General features: G+C 72.5%; 17 protein-coding genes. 13 read left to right on the top strand and 4 right to left on the bottom strand.

Features of this window, described 5'->3' with window-relative positions; all coding sequences use genetic code 11:
• Positions 1–5 precede the first annotated feature (5 nt).
• From cydB to LO763_RS20395, 5 genes are all read left to right on the top strand, one after another.
• Positions 6–986: a cytochrome d ubiquinol oxidase subunit II gene (gene cydB, locus LO763_RS20415; RefSeq protein ID WP_230788086.1), complete on the top strand. Its 981-nt coding sequence runs from the start codon at positions 6–8 to the stop codon at positions 984–986.
• The gene (gene cydD / locus LO763_RS20410) at positions 983–2,662 is read left to right on the top strand and encodes a thiol reductant ABC exporter subunit CydD (protein ID WP_230788083.1); all 1,680 of its coding nucleotides are present in this window, start codon (positions 983–985) and stop codon (positions 2,660–2,662) included. Before cydB ends, cydD begins: the two co-directional genes overlap by 4 nt.
• A 325-nt stretch (positions 2,663–2,987) precedes the next feature.
• Positions 2,988–4,607 carry a thiol reductant ABC exporter subunit CydC gene (gene cydC, locus LO763_RS20405; RefSeq protein WP_230788081.1) on the top strand — a complete coding sequence of 540 codons (1,620 nt, stop codon included), beginning with the start codon at positions 2,988–2,990 and terminating at the stop codon, positions 4,605–4,607.
• A gap of 154 nt (positions 4,608–4,761) precedes the next feature.
• Positions 4,762–5,400 carry a hypothetical protein gene (locus tag LO763_RS20400; protein WP_230788078.1) on the top strand — a complete coding sequence of 213 codons (639 nt, stop codon included), beginning with the start codon at positions 4,762–4,764 and terminating at the stop codon, positions 5,398–5,400.
• 304 nt (positions 5,401–5,704) lie between these two features.
• The gene (locus LO763_RS20395; protein WP_230788075.1) at positions 5,705–7,330 is read left to right on the top strand and encodes a stealth family protein; all 1,626 of its coding nucleotides are present in this window, start codon (positions 5,705–5,707) and stop codon (positions 7,328–7,330) included.
• 151 nt (positions 7,331–7,481) lie between these two features.
• On the opposite strand, the gene LO763_RS20390 is transcribed toward LO763_RS20395, so the two are convergent.
• On the bottom strand, positions 7,482–9,521 hold the full coding sequence (locus LO763_RS20390) for a M3 family metallopeptidase (protein WP_230788072.1): 2,040 nt from the start codon (positions 9,519–9,521) through the stop codon (positions 7,482–7,484).
• Between the two features lie 159 nt (positions 9,522–9,680).
• On the opposite strand from LO763_RS20390, the gene LO763_RS20385 reads away from it, so the two are divergent.
• Entirely contained in the window at positions 9,681–10,475 is a 795-nt protein-coding gene (locus LO763_RS20385; RefSeq protein WP_230788070.1) for a metallophosphoesterase, read from the top strand.
• Between the two features lie 17 nt (positions 10,476–10,492).
• Here the strand turns inward: LO763_RS20385 and LO763_RS20380 are convergent, their stop codons facing one another.
• Positions 10,493–10,744 carry a hypothetical protein gene (locus tag LO763_RS20380; protein WP_230788067.1) on the bottom strand — a complete coding sequence of 84 codons (252 nt, stop codon included), beginning with the start codon at positions 10,742–10,744 and terminating at the stop codon, positions 10,493–10,495.
• Between the two features lie 437 nt (positions 10,745–11,181).
• On the opposite strand from LO763_RS20380, the gene LO763_RS20375 reads away from it, so the two are divergent.
• From LO763_RS20375 to LO763_RS20365, 3 genes are all read left to right on the top strand, one after another.
• The gene (locus LO763_RS20375; protein WP_230788065.1) at positions 11,182–12,420 is read left to right on the top strand and encodes a helix-turn-helix domain-containing protein; all 1,239 of its coding nucleotides are present in this window, start codon (positions 11,182–11,184) and stop codon (positions 12,418–12,420) included.
• A gap of 292 nt (positions 12,421–12,712) precedes the next feature.
• Positions 12,713–13,537 (top strand): Nif3-like dinuclear metal center hexameric protein, encoded by an 825-nt coding sequence (locus LO763_RS20370; RefSeq protein ID WP_230788063.1) that lies wholly within the window; start codon positions 12,713–12,715, stop codon positions 13,535–13,537.
• Between the two features lies 1 nt (position 13,538).
• Positions 13,539–14,321: a zinc ribbon domain-containing protein gene (locus LO763_RS20365; protein ID WP_230788049.1), complete on the top strand. Its 783-nt coding sequence runs from the start codon at positions 13,539–13,541 to the stop codon at positions 14,319–14,321.
• A gap of 105 nt (positions 14,322–14,426) precedes the next feature.
• On the opposite strand, the gene trpD is transcribed toward LO763_RS20365, so the two are convergent.
• Together trpD and LO763_RS20355 are read right to left on the bottom strand one after the other, a co-directional pair.
• A complete protein-coding gene (trpD, locus tag LO763_RS20360; RefSeq protein ID WP_230788046.1) occupies positions 14,427–15,488 on the bottom strand; it encodes an anthranilate phosphoribosyltransferase in 1,062 nt (353 codons plus the stop codon).
• Positions 15,489–15,509: 21 nt separating this feature from the next.
• On the bottom strand, positions 15,510–15,929 hold the full coding sequence (locus LO763_RS20355) for a response regulator transcription factor (protein WP_439650311.1): 420 nt from the start codon (positions 15,927–15,929) through the stop codon (positions 15,510–15,512).
• A 165-nt stretch (positions 15,930–16,094) separates the two neighbouring features.
• Here LO763_RS20355 and ctaE point away from each other — a divergent pair, with 165 nt between their 5' ends.
• The 4 genes from ctaE (at position 16,095) to qcrB (ending at position 20,435) form a co-directional block, all read left to right on the top strand.
• Entirely contained in the window at positions 16,095–16,748 is a 654-nt protein-coding gene (ctaE, locus tag LO763_RS20350) for an aa3-type cytochrome oxidase subunit III (protein ID WP_255672840.1), read from the top strand.
• A 179-nt stretch (positions 16,749–16,927) separates the two neighbouring features.
• Complete coding sequence (gene qcrC / locus LO763_RS20345) at positions 16,928–17,734, top strand: cytochrome bc1 complex diheme cytochrome c subunit (RefSeq protein WP_230788040.1); 807 nt, start codon at positions 16,928–16,930, stop codon at positions 17,732–17,734.
• On the top strand, positions 17,728–18,852 hold the full coding sequence (qcrA, locus tag LO763_RS20340) for a cytochrome bc1 complex Rieske iron-sulfur subunit (protein ID WP_439650310.1): 1,125 nt from the start codon (positions 17,728–17,730) through the stop codon (positions 18,850–18,852). The genes qcrC and qcrA overlap by 7 nt, the downstream gene beginning before the upstream one ends.
• The gene (qcrB, locus tag LO763_RS20335; RefSeq protein ID WP_230788033.1) at positions 18,849–20,435 is read left to right on the top strand and encodes a cytochrome bc1 complex cytochrome b subunit; all 1,587 of its coding nucleotides are present in this window, start codon (positions 18,849–18,851) and stop codon (positions 20,433–20,435) included. Before qcrA ends, qcrB begins: the two co-directional genes overlap by 4 nt.
• Positions 20,436–20,657: the final 222 nt, after the last annotated feature.

Genomic DNA, 20,657 nt, shown 5'->3' with positions numbered 1-20,657 from the left:
CCCCCATGGCGACGACGACGATCGGGTTCACCGCCATCGCGGTCCTGCTCACCGGCTACCTCGTTCTCGAGAGCCGCGACTTCGGGATCGGGGCGCTCCTGCCCGTGCTCGGGCGCGGCGACCGCGAGCGGCGGCTCATGGCCGACGCGGCCGGCCCGGTGTGGGACGGCAACGAGTTCTGGCTCGTCGCCGCCGCGGCGGCCATGCTCACGGCCTTCCCGCACTGGTACGCGAGCTTCCTCTCCGGGTTCTACCCGCTGCTCTTCCCGCTCCTGGCCGCGCTCGTGGCGCGCACCGCGGCCCTCGCCCGCCGCCGCGGCGGCGACGGCCGGCGGGCCCGCGCCTGGGACTGGTGCACCGCCGCCGCCTCGGCCGCCGCGGCCTTCCTGTGGGGCGCGGTCCTGGCCAACCTCGTGCGCGGCGTCCCCCTGGACGCGGACTTCGAACGCACCGGCTCCGCGTGGGGCCTGCTCAACGGATACGCGCTCCTCGGCGGCCTGACGACGCTCCTCCTGTGCTGCTCCTGCGGCGCGGCCTTCCTGCACCTGACGACCGGCGGCGGCACCGCCGAGCGCGCCCGCGCCCTCGCGCGGCGCCTCGGGGCCGCCGCGGCCCTGCCCGCGCTGGCGTTCCTCCTCTGGACCCAGCTCTCCTACGGCGACGGAGCCACCTTGACGCTCACCATCATCGCGGCGGCCGCGCTCCTCGCGGCCCCCGCCCTCGACCGCGCCGACCGCGCCCGAGCGGCCCTCGCCGCCCGGGCCGCGGCGATCGGCCTCGCCTCCGCCGTGCTGTTCTGCGCCCTCTGGCCCGACCTCCTGCCATCCACAGGGGACGCCGCGAACAGCCTCACCCGCGAGAACGCCGCCGCCACCGGGAAGACCCTCGGGATCACCGCCTGGGCCGCCCTGGCGGCCCTCCCGCTCCTCCTCGCCCACCAGGCCTGGACGTACCGGGTGCTGCGCAGCCGCCCGAGGGCCGCATGACGGCCCTCGCCCCCGACCGCACCGGCGCCGCAGGCCGCCGGCTGCTGCTGCGCACGCCGGGCGCGGCCGCCTACGCCGGCGCGTGCGCCGCGCTCGGCCTCGCCCAGACCGCGTGCGTGGTCGCCGGCGCGTACTTCACCGCGAGCGTCGTCGCGGGGGCCTTCGCGGGCGGCGGGGACCTCGCCGACCTCGCGCCCCGGATCACCGCGCTCGCCGCGGTCCTCGCCGCCCGGGCCCTGCTCGCCTCCGTCCAGGAGACGGCCGCGCACCGCGCCGCCGCGGGCGTCAAGTCGGCCCTGCGCCGCCGGACGCTCGCGCACCTCATGCGCCTGCCCGCGGGCGCCCGCCACGGCGGCGAGACCGCCGCGCTCCTGGTGCGCGGCGTCGACGCGCTCGACGACTACTTCGCGCGCTACCTGCCGCAACTGGTGCTCGCCGCCGTCGTCCCCCTCGGGGTCCTCGCGGTCATGTTCGCCGCCTACCCGCCCGCGGCCCTCGTCGTGCTCGCGACGCTCCCGCTCATCCCGATCTTCGGCGTCCTCATCGGCCGGTACACGCACGCGAAGGCCGAACGGCAGTGGGCCTCGACCTCCCGCCTCGCCCACCACTTCGCCGACCTCGTGGCCGGGCTCCCGACCCTGAAGGCCTTCGGCCGGGCCACGCGGCAGGCCGCGGCCATCGGGGCCACCACCGGCGAGTACCGGCGCCGCTCGATGTCGCTGCTGCGCGTCGCGTTCTGCTCGGCCCTCGTCCTCGAACTGGCCGCGGGCCTGTCGGTCGCCGTCGTGGCCGTCACCGTCGGCGTCCGGCTGGTCGAAGGCGACCTCGCGGGCGAGGCCGGACTCGCGACGGCGCTGCTGGTCCTCATCCTCGCCCCCGAGGCGTACCTGCCGCTGCGCGCCCTCGGCGCGCACTACCACGCCAGCGCCGAAGGCCGCGCCGCCGCCGACGAGGTCTTCGCGATCCTCGCCGAGCGGCCCGAGCGCGCCGCCCCCGCCGCGGCCGCCACCGCGATCGCGGGGGCCCCGCACCTGCGCACGCCCCTGGACCGCGCCCCCACGATCCAGTTCCGCCGCACCGTCTTCGCCTACCCGGGCCGCGAACCGCTCCCGGAGCTGAGCCTCACCGTCCCCGCCGGGCGGACCACCGTCCTGACGGCCCGCTCCGGCGCGGGCAAGTCGACGCTCATGGCCGCGCTCGTCGGCTTCCGCGAGCCCGTGTCCGGCACGATCGCGTTCGACGACACCGACCTGTCGACACTGGACCTCGCGGCCGTGCGCCGCTCGATCGCGTGGCTCCCGCAGCGCCCGGTCCTCATCGACGGCACCGTGGCCGCGAACGTGCGCCTCGCCGTCCCCGGCGACGTCCCCGACACCGCCCTGGCGAAGGTCCTCGCGGCCGCCGCGGCGCCCGACGCGGACCGCCGCGTCGCCGCAGGCGGCGCCGGGCTCTCCGCGGGCGAGGCCGCACGGGTCGGCCTGGCCCGGCTCCTGCTGCGCGCCGACCTGCTCGATCCGCCGGTGCTGCTCCTGGACGAGCCCACCGCGCACCTCGACGCCGACACCGAGGCGGCCGTCATCGCATCGCTCGCGCCCTACCGCGAGCACCGGACCGTCCTGATCGCCTCCCACCGCCCCGCGGTGCGCGCGATCGCCGACCGGGAGGTGGAGTGGTGAGGCCCTCCCAAAGCCCGGCGGTCTGGTGCAGCGGTCCGGCATCCGGCGGCCCGGTGCGGCAGTTGGCCTTCGCGACGCGAGTGCCGACGGGGAGGCGGGCCGATGGCCCCCTCTCGGCGTCCGACAGCCCGCCGCCTCGCGGTCCTGGGCACGACATCCTGCCGCCGCAATGCCATCGCCGACCGGGAGACGGACCGGCGGCGTCCTCCCCGCGCCCGACGGCCCCTCGCCGCGACGCGGTCCCCGATCGAGAGGTGGTCCGGTGATGCCCCCACGTCGTGCAACGCCGCAGCGTTCGAAGGCCCCGTGGCGCAACGCAGTCGCCTTGCAGCTCAGCCTCGGCGCCGCCCTCGGGGCCCTCTCCCAGCTGAGCTCGCTCGCGCTCCTGGCCACGGCCGCCTACCTCGTCTCCCGCGCCTGGGAGCAGCCGCCGATCCTGTACCTCATGGTCGCCATCACCGCGGTGCGGCTGTTCGGCATCGGCCGCGGCGCCCTGCGCTACGCCGAACGCCTCGTCTCCCACGACGCCGCCTTCCGCGGCCTCGAACGCCTCCGCGTCGCCGTGTGGCGCAAGCTCGCCCGCCTCGCCCCCGCGGGCGTCCCGCTGTGGCGCCCCGGCGACCTCCAGGCCCGCCTCGTCGACGACGTCGACGGCGTCGGCGACCGGTGGCTGCGCGGCGCCCTCCCGCTCGCCGGCGCCGTCGCGGTCGCCTCCGGCGCCGTCGTCCTCCAGACCGCGCTCCTGCCCGCCGCCGGCGCCGTCCTCGCCCTGGCCCTGCTCGCCGCCGCCCTCGCCGGGCCCGCGCTCGCCTCCTGGTCCGCGCGCACCGCCCTGCGCGCCACCAGGGACGCCCGCGGCGACCTCACCGACGGCGTCCGCGCCTGCCTGGACGGCCGCGAGGAGCTCGTCGCCGCCGGGACCGACGCCGTCGCCCTCGAACGCGCCCTCGACGCCGACCGCCGCCTGCGCCGCGCCCACGCCCGCATCGCCTGGACCGCCGGGCTCGGCCAGGCCGCCGGGCTCGCCGCCATGGCCGCCGCCGTCGTCGGCGCGCTGTGGACCGGCGTGCCCGCCGTCGCCGCCGGGACCCTCGACGGGGTCCTGCTCGCCGTCGTCGCGCTCGTGCCCCTCGCCGCGTTCGAACCCGTCCTCGCCCTGCCCGCCGCCGCCCAGCAGACCGCCGTCGCCAAGGCCTGCGGCAGGCGCCTGCTCGAGGTCACCCGCACCCCCGATCCGCGCCCCGACCCCTTCGAGCCCATGGAGTTCGAGCCCAACCCGCTCGGCGGCCCGCCCTACATCGAGATCAAGCGGCTCGCCGTCGCCTGGCCGGGTGCCGCCGCGCCCGCCCTCCAGGGCCTCGACCTCACCGTCCAGCCCGGCGAGCACGTCGCCGTCATGGGCCCCTCCGGCTCGGGCAAGTCCACCCTCGCCGCCGCCCTCATGGGCTTCCTGCCCTACGAGGGATGCCTCCGCTTCGGCGGCATCGAACTCGCCGACTACGACGGCGACGACGTCCGCCGCACCGTCGGCCTGTGCTCCCAGGACGCCCACGTCTTCGACACCACCCTCGCCGAGAACCTCCGCCTCGCCCGGCCCTCCGCCACCGACGAGGAACTCGCCCGCGCCCTGCGCTGGGCGGGCCTGCGCGACTGGCTCGACGGCCTCGAGGAGGGGCTCCAGACCCGCCTGGGCGAGCACGGCCGGACCGTCTCCGGCGGCGAGCGCGGCCGCATCGCCCTCGCCCGCTGCCTCCTGGCCGACCGCGAGGTCCTCGTCCTCGACGAGCCCGACGCGCACCTCGACGCCGCCACCGCCGCGCGTGTACTCCGCACGGCCGCCGCGGCTCTTGAAGGCAAGACCGCCATCGTCATCACGCACCGGCCGCTCCCCGAAGGGGTGGTCGACCGCGTCGTCCACCTGAGCCCGCCCTCGCCCGTGGGGTGACCTGCCGGACAACCGGCTTTTGGGCGCGGCGCCCGCTGGGTAGACTCCCGACACGGTGCCGCCGGGCGCTGCGCCCGCAGGCCGTCCGGCGGAACGAACGGCGCCCGCCCGGGCCGCCGTCACACCTGAACCACGCTAAGGCTTTGATACAGCAGTGAACGAATCTGCGCCCATGACCGGGACCCAGGCTCCGAGCTCCGGACAGCGCTGGCCCGAGGGCTGGACCAAACTCCACGTCTACCTGACCGACCTGACCGAGGTGAAGGCGGTGGCCGATTCCTACCGGCCCGTCATCGACCTCGCCGCGGACAAACCGGTCCCGCACGAGTGGCTCCACGCCACGGTCGCCTCCGTCGAGTGCGACGCCGCGGGGATCGGCGACGACGTCCTCCGCGAACTCGTCGACCGCCTGCGCGAGAAGGCCGCCGGGATCCCGGCGTTCAAGCTCACCGTCGGACCGGCGCTCGCCGCCACCGGCGGGGTCCTGCTCGACACGTTCCCGGGCACGTACTTCGACGCGCTCGTCGACGCCTGCGTCGCGGCGGTCGACGAGGTCGTCGAGGGCGACGTCGGCCGCCCGTGCGGCGGCCCCGGGCACGTCTCGCTGTCCTACCGCTCCGACGACCTCGGCGTCGACCGCCAGCGGGGCGCGATCCAGAACAAGCTCCGGGACGTCCGGCCAGGTAGGACCGAAATCACGGTCACCGGCGTGGACCTCGTCAGGGTCGCCCAATCGGAGGACGCCTCCACCTACACCTGGCAGCACATCGATCGAATCCCTTTGGGGGAGTAGGCAACTCATTCCCGGCACGGACGCGGCCCCTCGGTCGCGCCCGTGCCGGTTGACGGTTCGGACGCGAATCTGACACCATTTTGTCACCGGCCTGTGGCCTACTGTTGAGGGACGTGTCGAAGTCCGGCCACGTGGCGTTCAGGCGTGGTCACCGACGACCGCCCCCACCCTGCCGGCAGCAGTCCCCGGAGTACCCCCGGAGCGGCGATGAGCCGTGAGTGTCAGGAGGTGTCGATTGTTCGCAGACGATGACCGTCGTATCGCAACCCGAGCGACCGAGTTCGTTCCCCCGTTCGAGGAAGCGGTGGCACTCACCGAACCACGCCCCGTCGAGCCCCCACCGGTCCAGGCGGTCACCGAGCCCTACGGCTACTTCACCGACCTCGAGGCCGCCCACGTCCTCCACGGCGGCGAGATCCGCCCCGCCTACACCCTCGCCGAGGCCACCCCCGTCGAGGTCTGGCGGCGCAACCTCGGGATCGTCACCGCCATCCTCACCGCCGCCGGCGTCGACTGGTTCGCCGTGCCCGGCTTCAGCATCACCCGCCCCGTCGTCGCCGTCGACGCCGCCGAGCGCCAGCGGGCGTGCGCCGCCCTGGCCATGCTGTGCGAGTCGACCGGCGGGCGCCTCTCGGTGCCCGAACCGGCCTTCCGCGAGTCCGAGCTCGGCCTCGACCGGCCCCTGTGGGCGCGCCGCGCCGACATGGGCGACGTGCCGATGGTCCGCGCCGACTGGCTGTGGACGGACGCGGGCCGCGACCTGGTGTTCGGCGCCGACCACGGCTGCGACGTCGAGTTCTGGACCGACACCGGCGACGGGCACCTGCTCGCCCCCCGCCACAACCGGATCAGTCCCCTCGTCCGCCGCGACGGCGCCCGGGTGCCGGCCCCCGGGCGCTTCTTCACGGCCCTGGACTCCGGCTCCCGCGAGGCCCTGCCGCCGACCGCGACCCGGCCCGAGTTCGACCGCCCCGGACCCGACCACGTCGGCTTCCCGGTCGACGTGGTGTACACGTGGGTCGACGGCGCCGACCGCGCCTGGCGCCGCCGCCGGGCCGAGGCCGACCGCTCGCCGTACCACGCCGAGTCGGCCAGCGAGGCCCGCTACCTCGACCGCGAGGAGCTGCGGTTCTCGCTGCGCTCCCTGCACGCGAACGCGCCGTGGGTGCGCCACGTGTACTTGGTGACCGACGCGCAGCGCCCGCACTGGCTCGACGCGGACGCGCCGGGGCTGACGATCGTGGACCACCGCGACCTGTTCGACGACCCGGACTGCCTGCCCACGTTCAACTCGCACGCGATCGAGACGCAGCTGCACCGCATCGAGGGGCTCAGCGAGCACTTCCTGTACTTCAACGACGACATGTTCGTGGGCCGCCCGATCGGGCCGCAGCTGTTCTTCGAGCCGAACGGGCTCGCGAAGTTCTTCCCGGCCGAGACGTTCGTCGACATGGACCCGGTGAGCCGGGCCGACTCGCCGCCGAACGCGGCGTTCAAGAACGACCGGGCGCTCATCGAGCGGGCCTTCGGGCGGACGATCTCGCGCATGATGAAGCACGTGCCCTACCCGCTCCAGCGCAGCGTGCTCGCGGAGATGGCGAAGGAGTTCGACGAGGACCTGGCGCGCACGGCCCGCAGCGCCTTCCGCGACGTCACCGACGTCTCGACGGTGACGCTCCAGCACTACTACGCGCACCTGTCGGGCCGGGCGGTGGCCGGGCAGGCCCAGGACGCCTATGTGGAGCTGGGGATGCCGGACGCGGCCGAGCGCCTGGAGCTGCTGCTGGAGCGGCGCGACCGGGAGACGTTCTGCATCAACGACGCCGGGCTGCCGCCCGAGCTCGCCGAGGAGCGCTCGGCGATGATGCGCCGCTTCCTGGAGTCGTACTTCCCGATCCCCTCCCCGTGGGAGCGGCGCCTGGAGCTGTAGGCGGACACGAGGAGCGCTCGCGGGCGCGCCGTGCCGGACCCGGCGCGCAGCGTTGAGAACGGGGAGACCCCCGGTGGGGATAGACCGCTCATATCGGATACGGCTGCGGGGCCGGGCGATGCCCGGCCCCGCAGCCGCACTCCGTTCCCGCCTACTTCAGGCCGCGCCGCTCCAGGAGCGGGTCGATCTCGGCGTCCCGGCCGCGGAAGCGCCGGAAGGACTCCATCGGGTCGATCGAGCCGCCCCTGCTGAGCAGCGTCGCACGGAAGTGGTCGCCGTTCTCGCGGGTCAGGCCGCCGTTCTCCTTGAACCACTCCACGGTGTCCGCGTCGAGGATCTCCGACCAGATGTACGAGTAGTACCCGGCGGCGTACCCGATCGAGATGTGCGCGAAGTACCCCGAGCGGTACCGCGGGGCGATCTCGGCCATGTGGACCCCGGCGTCCTCCAGGGCCTTGCGCTCGAACGCCACCAGGGCCGCGTACGGGTCGTCGCCGCCGTCGGGGACCTCTTCGGGCGCGAGCCGGTGCCAGGCCTGGTCGAGCAGGGCCGCCCCCAGGTACTCCGTGGAGGCGAAGCCCTCCCCGAACTTCCCGGCGGCCTTCCACTGCCCGATCAGCTCGGCCGGGGCGGCCTCGCCGGTCTCGTGGTGGCGCGCGTAGTTCGCCACGACCTCGGACCAGTCCTCCCACATCTCGTTGACCTGCGAGGGGTACTCGACGAAGTCGCGCGGGGTCGAGGTCATCGACGTCTTCGGGTACCGGCACGCCGACAGCAGCCCGTGGAGCGCGTGCCCGAACTCGTGGAACAGCGTCGTCACGTTGTCGACGGTGATGAGCGCGGGCTGCCCCTCGGGGGGCTTGACGATGTTGAGGTTGTTCACCACCACCGGCTTGTCGCCGGTGAGGTCGGACTGGACGACGAGCGCGTTCATCCACGCGCCGCCCTTCTTGGAGTCGCGGGTGAAGAAGTCGCCCACGAACAGGCCCAGCGGCTCTCCGCCGTCGAAGACCTCCCACACCCGGGCCTCCGGGTGGTGGCCGACCAGGTCCCTCCGCTCCTCGAAGGTCAGGCCGAACTCCTTCTCGGCGGCGAAGAACACGCCGTCGACCAGGACGCGGTCGAGCTCGAGGTAGGGCTTCAGGGCCTCCGCGTCGAAGCCGTACTTGGCCTGGCGCACCCGCTTGGCGTAGTAGGACCAGTCCCACGCGGCGAGCGGGAAGTCCCCGCCCTCGGCGTCGATGACCTCCTGGAGCTCGGCGGCCTCGCGGCGGGCGTTGCGCACCGAGGCCTCGGCGAGCCCCGCGAGGCGCTCGGCGATGACGTCGGCGTTCCCGGCGGTCTGGTCCGCGGCGATGTACGCGGCGAAGTGCTCGAACCCGAGCAGCCGCGCCTTCTCGGCGCGCAGGCGCACCATCCGCAGCAGCGTCGCGGCGTTGCCCTCGCCGCGCCCGATCGTGGCCTTGTAGAGGCGCTCGCGCAGGCCCCGGTCCTTCAGGTCCTCCAGGAGCGGGTGGCGCGAGAAGTTCGACTGCGTGATGAGCCAGCCGTCGAGGCCGCGCTCCTTCGCGGCCGCCGCCGCGGCGCCGACCTGGTCCTCGCCGAGCCCGTCGAGCTCGGCGGCGTCGGTGACGTGGACGGCCGCGTCGTTGATGTCGGCGAGGATCTGCTGGTTGAACTTGGAGGCCAGCTCGGCCAGTTCCGCGTTGATCGCGGCGAGGCGCTCCTTGCCCGCGGCGTCGAGCGCGGCGCCGCCGCGCACGAACTCGGTGTGGTACCGCTCGAGGAGCCGCTCGTCCTGCTCGTCCAGGTCCAGTTCGCCCCTGCGCCGCCACAGCGCGTCGAGGCGGGCGAACAGGTCGGCGTCCAGCAGGATCCTGTCGGCGTGCGCGGCCAGCCGGGGGCTGATCTCGGTCTCGACGGCGTTGAGGCCGTCGTCGGTGTCCGAGGAGAGCTTGTTGTGGAAGGCGATGTTGACGCGCTTGAAGACGCCCTGACCGGACCGCTCCAGGGCCACCACGGTGTTCGCGAAGGTCGGCTCGGCCGGGTCCGCGGCGATCGCGGCGACCGCCTCCAGCTGCTCGGCCATGCCGGCCTCGAACGCCGGAAGGTAGTGCTCGTTGCGGATCTGGGCGAACGGCGGGAGCTGATAGGGGAGGTCAGAGGCGGTCAGGAACGGGTTCTCGGTCACGGAGGCTCCTCGCTGCGGTCACGGTGCGCGCCTCGCCGGGGCGGGTGCGCGGATGGCGGTGGCCGAATCCTATTCCGGGCACTTGCCGTCCGGCAAGCTCATTGGAAGAGCGGGCGACAACTTCACCGAACGGCCTCGGCCGGGATTACTATCGAGTCCATGTCTGATACGAGTCCGCTGTTCGTGGCCAGCGACATCCACGGCCATTACGACGCGCTCACGGGGGCGCTGCGCGAGTGCGGACTGGTCGGCGATGACACCCGGTGGACCGGCGGCCCGGCTCGACTGTGGATCCTGGGGGACCTGTTCGACCGCGGCGAGGAGGGCGTGGCCGTGGTCCGGCTGCTGCGCGGGCTCGCCGAGCAGGCCGAGGCCGAGGGCGGGTCGGTCGACACCCTCATCGGCAACCACGAGGTGCTCGTGCTCGGCTCCCGGCGGTTCGGCGACGTCGCGTTCACCGACGTCGACGGGCAGGACCGGCAGTTCCTCCACTGGTGGGTCCTCAACGGCGGCTTCGAGGACGAGCTGGGCGACCTCACCGACGACGAGGTGCGGTGGCTCGAGACCCGGCCCGTGGTGCACCTGGCGGACCGCTCGCTCCTGGTGCACGCCGACACCGAGTCGTACCTGGGCTACGGGCGCAGCACGGCGGCGGTGAACGCGGCGGTCCGCGCGATCATGTCCGCCGACGAGCCCGAGGAGTGGTGGCAGCTGTTCCGGGAGCTGACCCGGCGGCATGAGTTCGCGGGCCCCGACGGGCCCGCGCGGGTCCGCGGGATGCTGCGGTCCTTCGGCGGCGAGCAGCTCGTCCACGGCCACTCGACGATCCCGGACACGACCGGGCTGGAGCCGGGCCAGGTGACCGAGGCCCGCCGCTACTGCGACGACCTCGTGCTCAATGTGGACGGCGGCGTGTACCAGGGCGGCAAGTGCCTGGTCGTCCGCCTCGACTGAACCCGGACGGCCGCGCGCTACTCCCCGCCGTGCTGCGAGAAGAGGCGGGCGAGGGGCGCCGGCGTCGCCGTGCGACCGCTGCGCGCCTCCAGCCACAGGCTCGCCGCGACGGCCCCGGCGACGCCCAGGGCCGCCCACCCCGCCAGCGGCGAGAAGGCGACCGCGTAGCCCAGGGCGGCCGCCGCCGCGGTCGCGAGGGCGGCCGCGGAGAAGGCCCTGCGGAAGGCGCGGCGGTGGCCGCGGCGCTCCACGACTCGGTTGTGTCTCATATCCGACACAACGACCCAGGCCTCTGAATCGACACGCTGCATGTGCAGATTTCCTGCCTTCGGGCGATCGAAACGCGGCATAACCCCTGATAACCGGCACTGTCGTGGATGGACCGGGTCAGAATGTGATGAGGCACCGGCGCAGCGTGATATTGGCAGCTGACGGCCGTTGTGCGCGAACCGAAAAGACGGTAAACACATAGTGTCGGGACGCCGAGGCGGCGGACCCGGGCCTGCGCAGGCGGGCCTGGAACCGGTGCGGGTCGAGACAACGAGCACAGCTGACAACACCGCCCGGCGTCCCGACGCGCCGACCGCGACCTCCCGTTCCCGACCCGGAAAGCCCCGGCCCGCGGCGGCCGCCACAACCTGATACCGACGAGGGGACGACGTCCCCGCGTCCACCCGAAACTCCTATATAGACGGTGGGGTCTGACATGGAGTCCGAAACGCAGCCCATGGGCCGGCGCGTCGCCTACTGGCGACAGCGCCGCGGCATGTCCCAGCAGGTCTTCGCCGACCGCATCGGCAAGTCCAAGAGCTGGGTCGACAAGATCGAACGCGGCGTCCGCCGCCTGGACAAGTACTCGGTCATCACCGAACTGGCCGAGTCCCTCAGCATCGACGCCGGGCAGCTGCTCGGCCGCGAACCCCGGCGCAGGCCGGGCCTCGGCGGATGCCTCGACCAGGTCGAGGTCGAGTCCATCCGCCAATCCCTCGAACGCTACGAACGCCTCGGCCGCTTCCTCGAAGCCGCCCCGATCGACCCGACCCCCATCCCCGAGCTGCGCGGCGCCGTCAACTACTGCTGGCTCGCCTTCGAGAAGGGCCACTACCCGGTCGTCGCCCGCTCCCTCATCCAGCTCCTGCGCGACACGCCGCTCGCCGAGGACCGGCCCCTCGGCGGCTCCGCCGCCGACGCCGCCGAGGTGATGACGCAGGTCTACCAGATCGCCTCGACCGTCCTGCGCAAACTCGGCGAGGCCCAGCTCGCCTGGCTCGCCGCCGACCGCGCCATCTCCGCCGCCAACCGCGGCAACGACCCCCTCCTGGCCGGCATCGCCACCACCCGGGTCGCCAACGCGCTCCGGTCCCTCGGCCGCTACCAGGCGGCCCTCGACCTCAACGTCCAGGTCGCGCACGGACTCATCTCCGAGTCCGGCGGCGAGACCTCCAGCCCCGCCGAGATCAGCGTCTACGGCGCGCTGCTCCTCCAGGGCGCCATGGCCGCCGCCCTCGCCGGCGACGGCACCACCAGCGCCGACCTGCTCGACAGCGCCTCGCGCGCGGCCACGATCCTCGGCCGCGACGCGAACTACTACTACACCTCGTTCGGGCCCACGAACGTGCTGCTGCACCGCGCGGCCGCGTTCGTCGAGCTCGGCGAAGGCGGCGACGCGCTCGCCGTCCACGACCGCATCCTGCCCGCCGCCCTGGCCGACCTCGTGGCCGAGCGGCGCGCGCACCACTACCTCGACATGTCGCGGGCGTGCGTGCAGGTCGGCGACATCGCCCTCGCCGGGCGGTACCTGGTGACCGCCGACCGCAACGCCCCGGCCGAGATCCGCTGCCGCCCGGTCGCGATCGACCTCATCGACCAGATCCTGCACCGCGCCAAGGGGGAGCCGGCCCCCGAGATGCGCCGCCTCGCCGAAGAGGTGGGCGCCCTCAACTGACGGCCGCCGACCGCACCGGGAACGGTGCACGCTGTGCCCGGAGCCAAGCTGCTCGCGCTCCGGGCACATCCTTCTCCGCTGAAGCGGCCATCCACGAGCCCCCGCCCACCACGAGAGGGGAAAGTACTGTCGCGCCGTTCGATCGTTCCGCCCGGGTCCGACGGGAATCGGCCCTGAAACCGCTCTCAGGGCCCGAATTCACCCGAACGAGCGTCCCCGCGCCCCGCCGGCGCGGGGGGACCCGCCGCCACTCCGGGTTCCGCCCGCCACCCGCCCTCGCTAGTCTCAGGGCATGCGCACGCTCAGCGAGATCACCGCGGCACTCGACGACCTGTACCCGCGCCGCTGGGCCGAGGCGTGGGACCGCGTCGGACTCGTCTGCGGCCGCGGCGGCAACTCGGTCCGCAAGGTCCTCTGCGTCGTCGACGTCGTCCCCGCCACGGTCATCGAGGCGATCGAGGCCGACTGCGACCTCATCGTCGCCCACCACCCCCTCCTCCTGCGCGGCGTCTCCAGCCTCGACCCCGCCGCCGACTACAAGGGCGACCTCGTCCACACCCTCATCGAGTCCGGCATGGGCCTCCACGTCGCCCACACCAACGCCGACGTCGCCGCCCCCGGCGTCTCCGACGCGCTCGCCGACCGCCTCGGCCTGGTCGACCTGCGCCCGCTGCGCCCCCTCGACGGCCCCGAGCACGAGGGCACCGGCCGCGGCATCGGCCGCGTCGGCCGCCTGCCCGACCCCCTCGGCCTCGCCGAACTCCTCGAACGGGCCGCCGCGGCCCTCCCGCCCACGGCGGGCGGCCTCCGCGCCGCCGGGGACCCCGACCGCCTCGTCGGCACCGTCGCCGTCTGCGGCGGCGCCGGGGACTCCTACCTCGCCGACGCCGCCGCGGCGGGTGCCGACGCCTACCTCACCGCCGACCTCCGCCACCACCCCGCCTCCGAGCACCTCTCCCGGAGCGGCCCGGCCCTCATCGACGCCGCCCACTGGGCGACCGAGCGGCCCTGGCTCGATACTGTTGCAGAGCAACTGTCCCGTCTGGTCGACGACGTCCTCGTCTCCGACCTCGACACCGATCCGTGGACCCTCCACCAGAAATCCGGGGTGAACTGAGTTGAAGGCCGACCTCTTCGATCAGCGCCGACTGCTCGAGCTCCAGGCGGTGGACACCCAGCTCGCCCAGCTGGAGCAGCGCCGCCGCAAGCTCGAGGCCGACCCGGCCTTCGCGACCGCCCAGCAGCGCGCGCGGGCCCTGAACGACAAGGCCGCGAACCTCACCGGCGACCTCGCCGACCTCGACCGCGACATCGAACGCGTCGAGCGCGAGGTCGAGCTCGTCACCAAGCGCGCCGACGCCGACCGCGCCCGCATGGGCTCGGGCGCGGCCACCGCGAAGGAGCTCGAAGGGCTCCAGAGCGAACTGGAGTCCCTGGCGCGCCGCCAGCGCACCCTCGAGGACGACGAGCTCGAGCTCATGGAGCGCCGCGAAGGCCTCGACGCGGAGCTGGGCGACGTGCGCCGCCAGGTCGAGGAGGCCCGGACCGTCCTGGCCGACGCCGAGGCCGACCGCGGCCGCCAGACGGGGGAGATCGACGCCGAGACCGCCGAGGCGACCTCCACCCGCGAGGCCCTCGCCATCAACATCCCCGACCGGCTCGTGGAGCTCTACGAGCGCATCCACGCCCGCCAGCTGATCGCCGCCGCCGAGCTCGTCGGCCGCCGCTGCGGCTCGTGCCGCATCGAGAAGTCCCCGGCCGACATGATCCCGATCAAGGCCGCCCCGATCGACGAGGTCCTGCGCTGCGAGGAGTGCGGCTGCGTCCTCATCCGCACCGAGCTCCCGAAGTCGGCGCCCGCGCCGCTCGCCTCCGAGGACGAGCTGAAGAAGTACCGGTAACGCGGACGCAGGGGCGGGACGAACCCGGACGGCCGGGTTCGGCGCCGCCGGTAATACGAGTGAAGGGGCGGGACGCATCGCGCGTCCCGCCCCTTCACCGCACTTCTAGTCGCGGCTGAACGCGGCCCAGCGCTCCACGAGCGCGGCCGCCTTCCCCTCGTCGATCGCCTTCGCGGCCAGCTCCAGGTTCGCGCCCAGCAGGCCCCGGCGCACCTTCACGTCGTGCAGGTCCACGGCGTCCATCAGCCCCTGGCGCGAGGCCATCGCGGCCGCCGCGTTGATGAGCACCGCGTCGCGCACCGGCCCGGCCTCGCCCGCGAACACCTTCCGCGCCGCGGCCGTGTTGAACTCGATGTCCCCGCCGCGAAGCGCCTCCGGACCCGCGTTCCGCAGCCCGAACTCCTTGACGTCGATCGAGCCCTGCGAGACCCGGCCGCCCGAGGCGATCCACTCCGAAGTCGTGTCCGACGTCGAGATCTCGTCCAGGCCGTCGTCGCCGCGGACCACGAACACCGAGGCGCCGCGCGCCGCGAACACCTGCGCCATGAGCGGCGCCTTCACCGGGTCCGCGCAGCCGATCAGGCCCGCCTGCGGCTGGCCCGGGTTCGTCAGCGGCCCCAGCAGGTTGAACACCGTCGGAATGCCCAGCGCCGAGCGGATCGGGCCCGCGTGGCGCATCCCGGGGTGGAACGTCTTCGCGAAGCAGAACCCGATGCCGATCTCGCGCACCGAGGCCTCGACCCGCTCGGCCGTGGCCTCCAGGTCCACGCCCAGCGCCTCCAGCAGGTCGGCCGAGCCGACCGAGGACGACGCCGAGCGGTTGCCGTGCTTGATGACCGGGACCCCCGCCGACGCGACCACGATCGCCGCCATCGTCGAGATGTTCACCGAGTTCGAGCCGTCGCCGCCGGTGCCGACGATGTCGACCGCCACGCCCAGGTCCGACAGGTCCAGGCGGGTCGTCTCGGCGAGCATCCGCCCCGCGATCGCCCCGATCTCCTCGGCCGTCTCGCCCTTCGAGCGCAGCAGCACCGCGAACGCCGCCAGCTGGGCCGGATCGGCGTTGCCCGCCATGATCTCGGCCATGGCCCAGTCCGCGCTGGCCTCGTCGAGGTGGTCGCCGCTCGAGAGCCGCGCGAGGACGTCAGGCCAGGTGGCAGTAGACATGAGGACTCCAGTCGAGGGAGGTCAGGCGGCGCGCTGCGCCGGCGCCGTGCCTTCGGCACGATTGACCAGCAAGTCTACTACCGTCTGGCCGGTCGTGACGGGGTTGAGGGGGTGGGTCAGGACCGCGTCGGCCCGCGACCACGCCGCCAGCCACCGGTCGGCGGCCCGGGCCACCACGACCGCCAGCGTCGGCGGCTCGTCGAACTCGTCCCGGAGCTGCCGGGCGATCCCGAGCCCGCCCGCGGGCTGGGCCTCCCCGTCGAGCAGCACGAGGTCGACCTCGTACTTGTCGATGAGGCCGACCGCCTCGTCGTAGGCTCCGGCGACCGCGTACTCGATCTTGATCCCCTCGGCCGGCTCCTCGCCGATGGCCGAGCGCATCTGTTCGATGACGGCGGGTCGATGACTGTAAAGCAGGACGGCGTACTCGGTCGTTGAGATACTCACGCTTCGCATATTAATCTGGCCACACCGAAATGGGAAGACCGGCGCGGCCACTTCCCTCCGCGGCACCGCCTACAGTAGGCGAACCGCGAATGACCTGGGCACATGATGTGAGAAGGCTGAGAGCCTACCGCCGGACGACACGCGCGAAAAACACACCCCATGCGCAGCTCGGGCCCGCCGGACCGTAATAATGTGCCCGTGACTGCCGCCGAAGTAACTATCGACCCCAGCCGAATCCACTCACTGACCCGGCCCAACGTCGTCAGTGTCGGCACCATCGTGTGGTTGAGCAGCGAACTGATGTTCTTTGCGGGCCTGTTCGCGATGTACTTCTCCATCCAGGCCGCCGCGCCGTCGATGTACGAGGAGGGCTACCACCACCTCGAGATCCCCTACGCGCTGGTCTTCACGGTGATCCTGGTGGCCTCCTCGATCACCTGCCAGCTGGGCGTGTTCGCGGCCGAGAAGGGCGACGTCTACGCCCTCCGGCGCTGGTTCGCGATCACGTTCGTCATGGGCCTGGTGTTCGTGCTCGGCCAGGTGAACGAGTACCGCAACCTCGTCACCGAGGGGCACACGATCGCCTCCGACGGCTACTGGACGATGTTCTACCTGACCACCGGGTTCCACGGCCTGCACGTGACCGGCGGCCTGGTGGCCTTCATCATCTACCTGATCCGGACCACGATGGGGCGCTTCAACCCCGCCCAGGCCACCGCGGCCATCGTCGTGTCCTACTACTGGCACTTCGTCGACGTCGTGTGGATCGCCCTGTTCGCGGTGATCTACTTCCTGCCGATCGCCCAGTACTGACACGTCTCGGCCGGACGCGGCACACCGCGCCGGCCCGCAGCAAGTGACGGCCTCGGCGCCCGCGCCCAGGCAGAGAACAGAGAAATGCGACGGCCGCCGCCCTTCGCGACGGCCGGTCGGATCCGGACCGAACAGGCCCGGACCCGGTTCGAGAGCTAGATAAAGGTGAGGCAACAACCGTGGCTGCATCAGCGAAACGCCGGCGAGGCTGGCGCAAGCGCCTCGGCGCGCTGGCCAGGTTCACCGGCGCACTGGTCATCGTCGGAGGGCTCTACTCGGTGTTCTCACCGGGTCTCTACGCGCAGGAGTCCGCCGAGAACACCATCGACGCCGACGCCGTCAAGGGCCAGGAACTCTACGACACGAGTTGCATCTCCTGCCACGGCGACAGCGGCGAGGGCATCGAGGGCCGCGGACCGAGCCTCATCGGCGTCGGGTCGGCGTCCGTCGAGTTCCAGGTGAACACCGGCCGGATGCCCCTGGCCAACCAGGGCGCCCAGGCCCCTGAGACCTACCCTCAGTTCACTGAGGAGGAGGCCGAGTGGCTCGGCGCCTACATCGAGTACCTCGGCGGCGGCGCGGCCGTCCCCGACGACCTCGAGGCGCTCGTCGAGAACGCGACCGTCAGCGAGGGCGGCGACCTCTACCGCGTCAACTGCTCCTCCTGCCACGGCTTCGCCGGCGGCGGCGGCGCCCTCTCCTCGGGCGCGCACGCCCCGTCCCTGAGCGGCGTCACGGACGAGGAGCTGTACCAGGCGATGCTCACCGGCCCCCAGAACATGCCGGTCTTCGCCGACAACGAGCTCACCCCCGAGCAGAAGGCCGACATCATCGCCTATGTCCAGTACATCGTCAACGATGACCGGGACCCGGGCGGCGTGTTCAGCCTCGGACGTTTCGGTCCTTCCACCGAAGGCCTGGCCATCTTCCTGGTCGGCATGACTGCGCTCCTGCTGACCACGCTCTGGATTGCAGGTAAATCGTGAGTGCCCACAACGACAGTGCCCACAGCGAACCCGAACCGGTCGACCTGAGCGACCCGAAGCTCTCCCGGTTCGAGGTCTACAAGGAGGGCCTGCGCCGCGACGACATCGAGATCATCCACTACGAGCCGCGGTTCGCCAAGCCGGGGACGAAGGCCGAGAAGCGCATGGAGCGCATCGTCGGCGGCCTGTTCCTGTTCTCCGGCCTGTTCGCGACCCTGTTCGTGGTGGCGTACATCTGGTGGCCCTGGGAGTACGAGGGCGCCGCCACCTGGCGCGACCCCCAGACCTGGTACACGCCGATCCTCGGCGCGACCCTCGGCCTCTCGCTGCTGCTGTTCGCGGTCGGCGTGCTCACCTGGGCCAAGAAGCTCCTCCCGGTCGAGGAGCTGGTCCAGGACCGCCACGACGGCGGCTCCTCCCAGGAGGACCGCCGCATCGCCGAGGCCACCGTCGACGGCCTCGTCGAGGACATGGGCCTCAAGCGCCGCCCGTTCCTGGTGAAGGCCGCCCTCCTGGGCGCCGCGCCGCTCGGCCTGGCCGCCGTGGCCCCGCTGGGCGCGCTCCTGAAGGACCCCGGCGACATGCTCACCGTCACCGGCTGGAACGCCGAGAAGTACAACGACGGCGAGCCGGTCCGCCTCATGATGAAGGACGGCGCCCTGCTGCGCCCGGACATGGTCTCGGTCGGCGGGCAGCTCACCGTCTTCCCGGCGATCGACCACGGCGCCACCAACGAGTTCCCGACCGCGCCGGTCCTGCTCATCCGCCTGCGGGAGACCGACGCGGAGATCCTGCGCGAGAACCTGTACCCGATGTACCAGGACGTCGACGCCCTGTGGGGCAACTTCGTCGCGTACTCGAAGATCTGCACCCACGTCGGCTGCCCGGCGAGCCTGTACGAGCAGCAGACCCAGCGGCTGCTGTGCCCGTGCCACCAGTCCCAGTTCAACGTGGTGGACAACGCCGCCCCGGTCTTCGGCCCGGCCACCCGGCACCTGCCGATGCTGCCGATCGACGTCGACGACGAGGGCTACTTCATCGCCACGTCGGACTTCCTGGTGCCCCCGGGCCCGGCGTTCTGGAACCGCCCGTCCCTCCCCGAGGAGGATGAGAAGTGAAACGCCGCAAAGGCTCGAGCGACAGCCTGCTGACCAAGGCCGGCGGTGAGCTCGACGACCGCTTCAAGCTCGCCGGCCCGGCCCGGGTCCTGCTCAACAAGGTCTTCCCGGACCACTGGTCCTTCCTCCTGGGCGAGATCGCGCTGTTCTCGTTCATCCTGCTGCTGCTCTCGGGCACGTTCCTGGCGTTGTTCTTCGAGCCCTCCATGGCCCACGTGACCTACGAGGGCGCGTACGTGCCGCTCCAGGGCATCGAGATGACCAAGGCCTACGAGTCCGCGCTCGACATCTCCTTCGAGGTGCGCGGCGGCCTGTTCATGCGCCAGATGCACCACTGGGCGACGCTGCTGTTCATGGCGTCGATCCTGGTGCACATGCTCCGGATCTTCTTCACCGGCGCGTTCCGCGCGCCGCGCGAGACGAACTGGATGATCGGCATCCTGCTGTTCTGGGTCGGCTTCTTCGAGGGCTTCTTCGGCTACTCGCTGCCCGACGACGGCCTGTCCGGCACGGGTCTGCGCATCATGGAGGGCATGACCCAGTCGGTGCCGTTCATCGGCCCCTGGGCCTCGGCGGCGCTGTTCGGCGGCCAGTTCCCCGGTACCAGCGTCATCTCGATGATCTACATCATCCACGTCTTCATCTTCCCGCTGATCCTGTTGGCGCTCATCACCGTCCACGTCGGACTCGTGTTCGCGCAGAAGCACACCCAGTGGCCCGGCCCGGGGCGCACCGAGCACAACGTGGTCGGCTTCCGGATGTTCCCGAACTACGTCATGAAGCAGGTCGGCTTCATGCTGTTCATCTGGGGCGTCATCGGCGCGATGGCGGGGCTGTTCCAGATCAACCCGATCTGGCTGTTCGGCCCGTACGAGGTCTCGGTCGTGTCCTCGGCCTCGCAGCCCGACTTCTACGTCATGTACCTGGACGGCCTCATCCGCCTGTTCCCGGCGTGGGAGCTGCGGATACCGCCGTACTTCACGCTCCCGGCGGTGTTCTGGCCGGCGATCGCGGGCATGGGCCTGTCGGTGCTGCTGCCGCTGGTGTACCCGGCGCTGGAGCGGCGGTTCACCAAGGACCGCGGGCACCACAACCTGCTCCAGCGCCCGCGCGACACCCCGGCCCGCACCAGCCTGGGCGTCATGGTCGTGGTCTTCTGGATCATCGGCGTCATCTCTGGCGGCAACGACGTGTTCGCGCAGGCGTTCCACATCAGCCTGAACGCGATGACGTGGGCCGGCCGCATCGGCATCGTGGTCCTGCCGATCATCGCGTACTACGTGACGTACCGGATCTGCCTGGGCCTCCAGCAGCACGACCGCGAGGTGCTCGCGCACGGCCTGGAGACGGGCATCCTGATGCGCGACCCGAACGGCCGCTTCTACGAGGTGCACCAGCCGCTGGCCGAGCCGGACGAGCACGGCCACACCGAGCTGGAGTACAGCGGCTGGGTGGTCCCGAAGAAGATGAACCGCGTCGGGGCCCTGGAGCCCACGGACAAGGGCTTCTTCAAGTCGATCGAGGAGCCGGCCGAGAACGGCGGCGCCGAGCGCCGCGACGAGATCGAGTCCGGCCGCAAGTAGCGACATGAGGAAGGGCCCCGCCGGGAGGCGGGGCCCTTCCTTTGCGCGTTGGGGCTGCGGTCGGGCCCGCGGGGCGAGTGCGGCATCGACCGCCTCAAAAGGAACCGGGCCGTGGCCACGAGATACGACGAGCTCGCGGGCCGCTACGAGGACAGCGGCCTCGTAGCGGCTATCAATGAATGGCTGTGACCAGCTCAATCAGGGGCGACGAACGGATGTTCG

It is taken from the genome of Glycomyces amatae, assembly GCF_020991375.1.
GTDB classification, from domain to species: Bacteria; Actinomycetota; Actinomycetes; order Mycobacteriales; family Micromonosporaceae; genus Glycomyces; species Glycomyces amatae.
The sequence above is the reverse complement of the archived record's forward strand: the minus strand, read 5'-3'. Positions and strand labels throughout refer to the sequence as shown.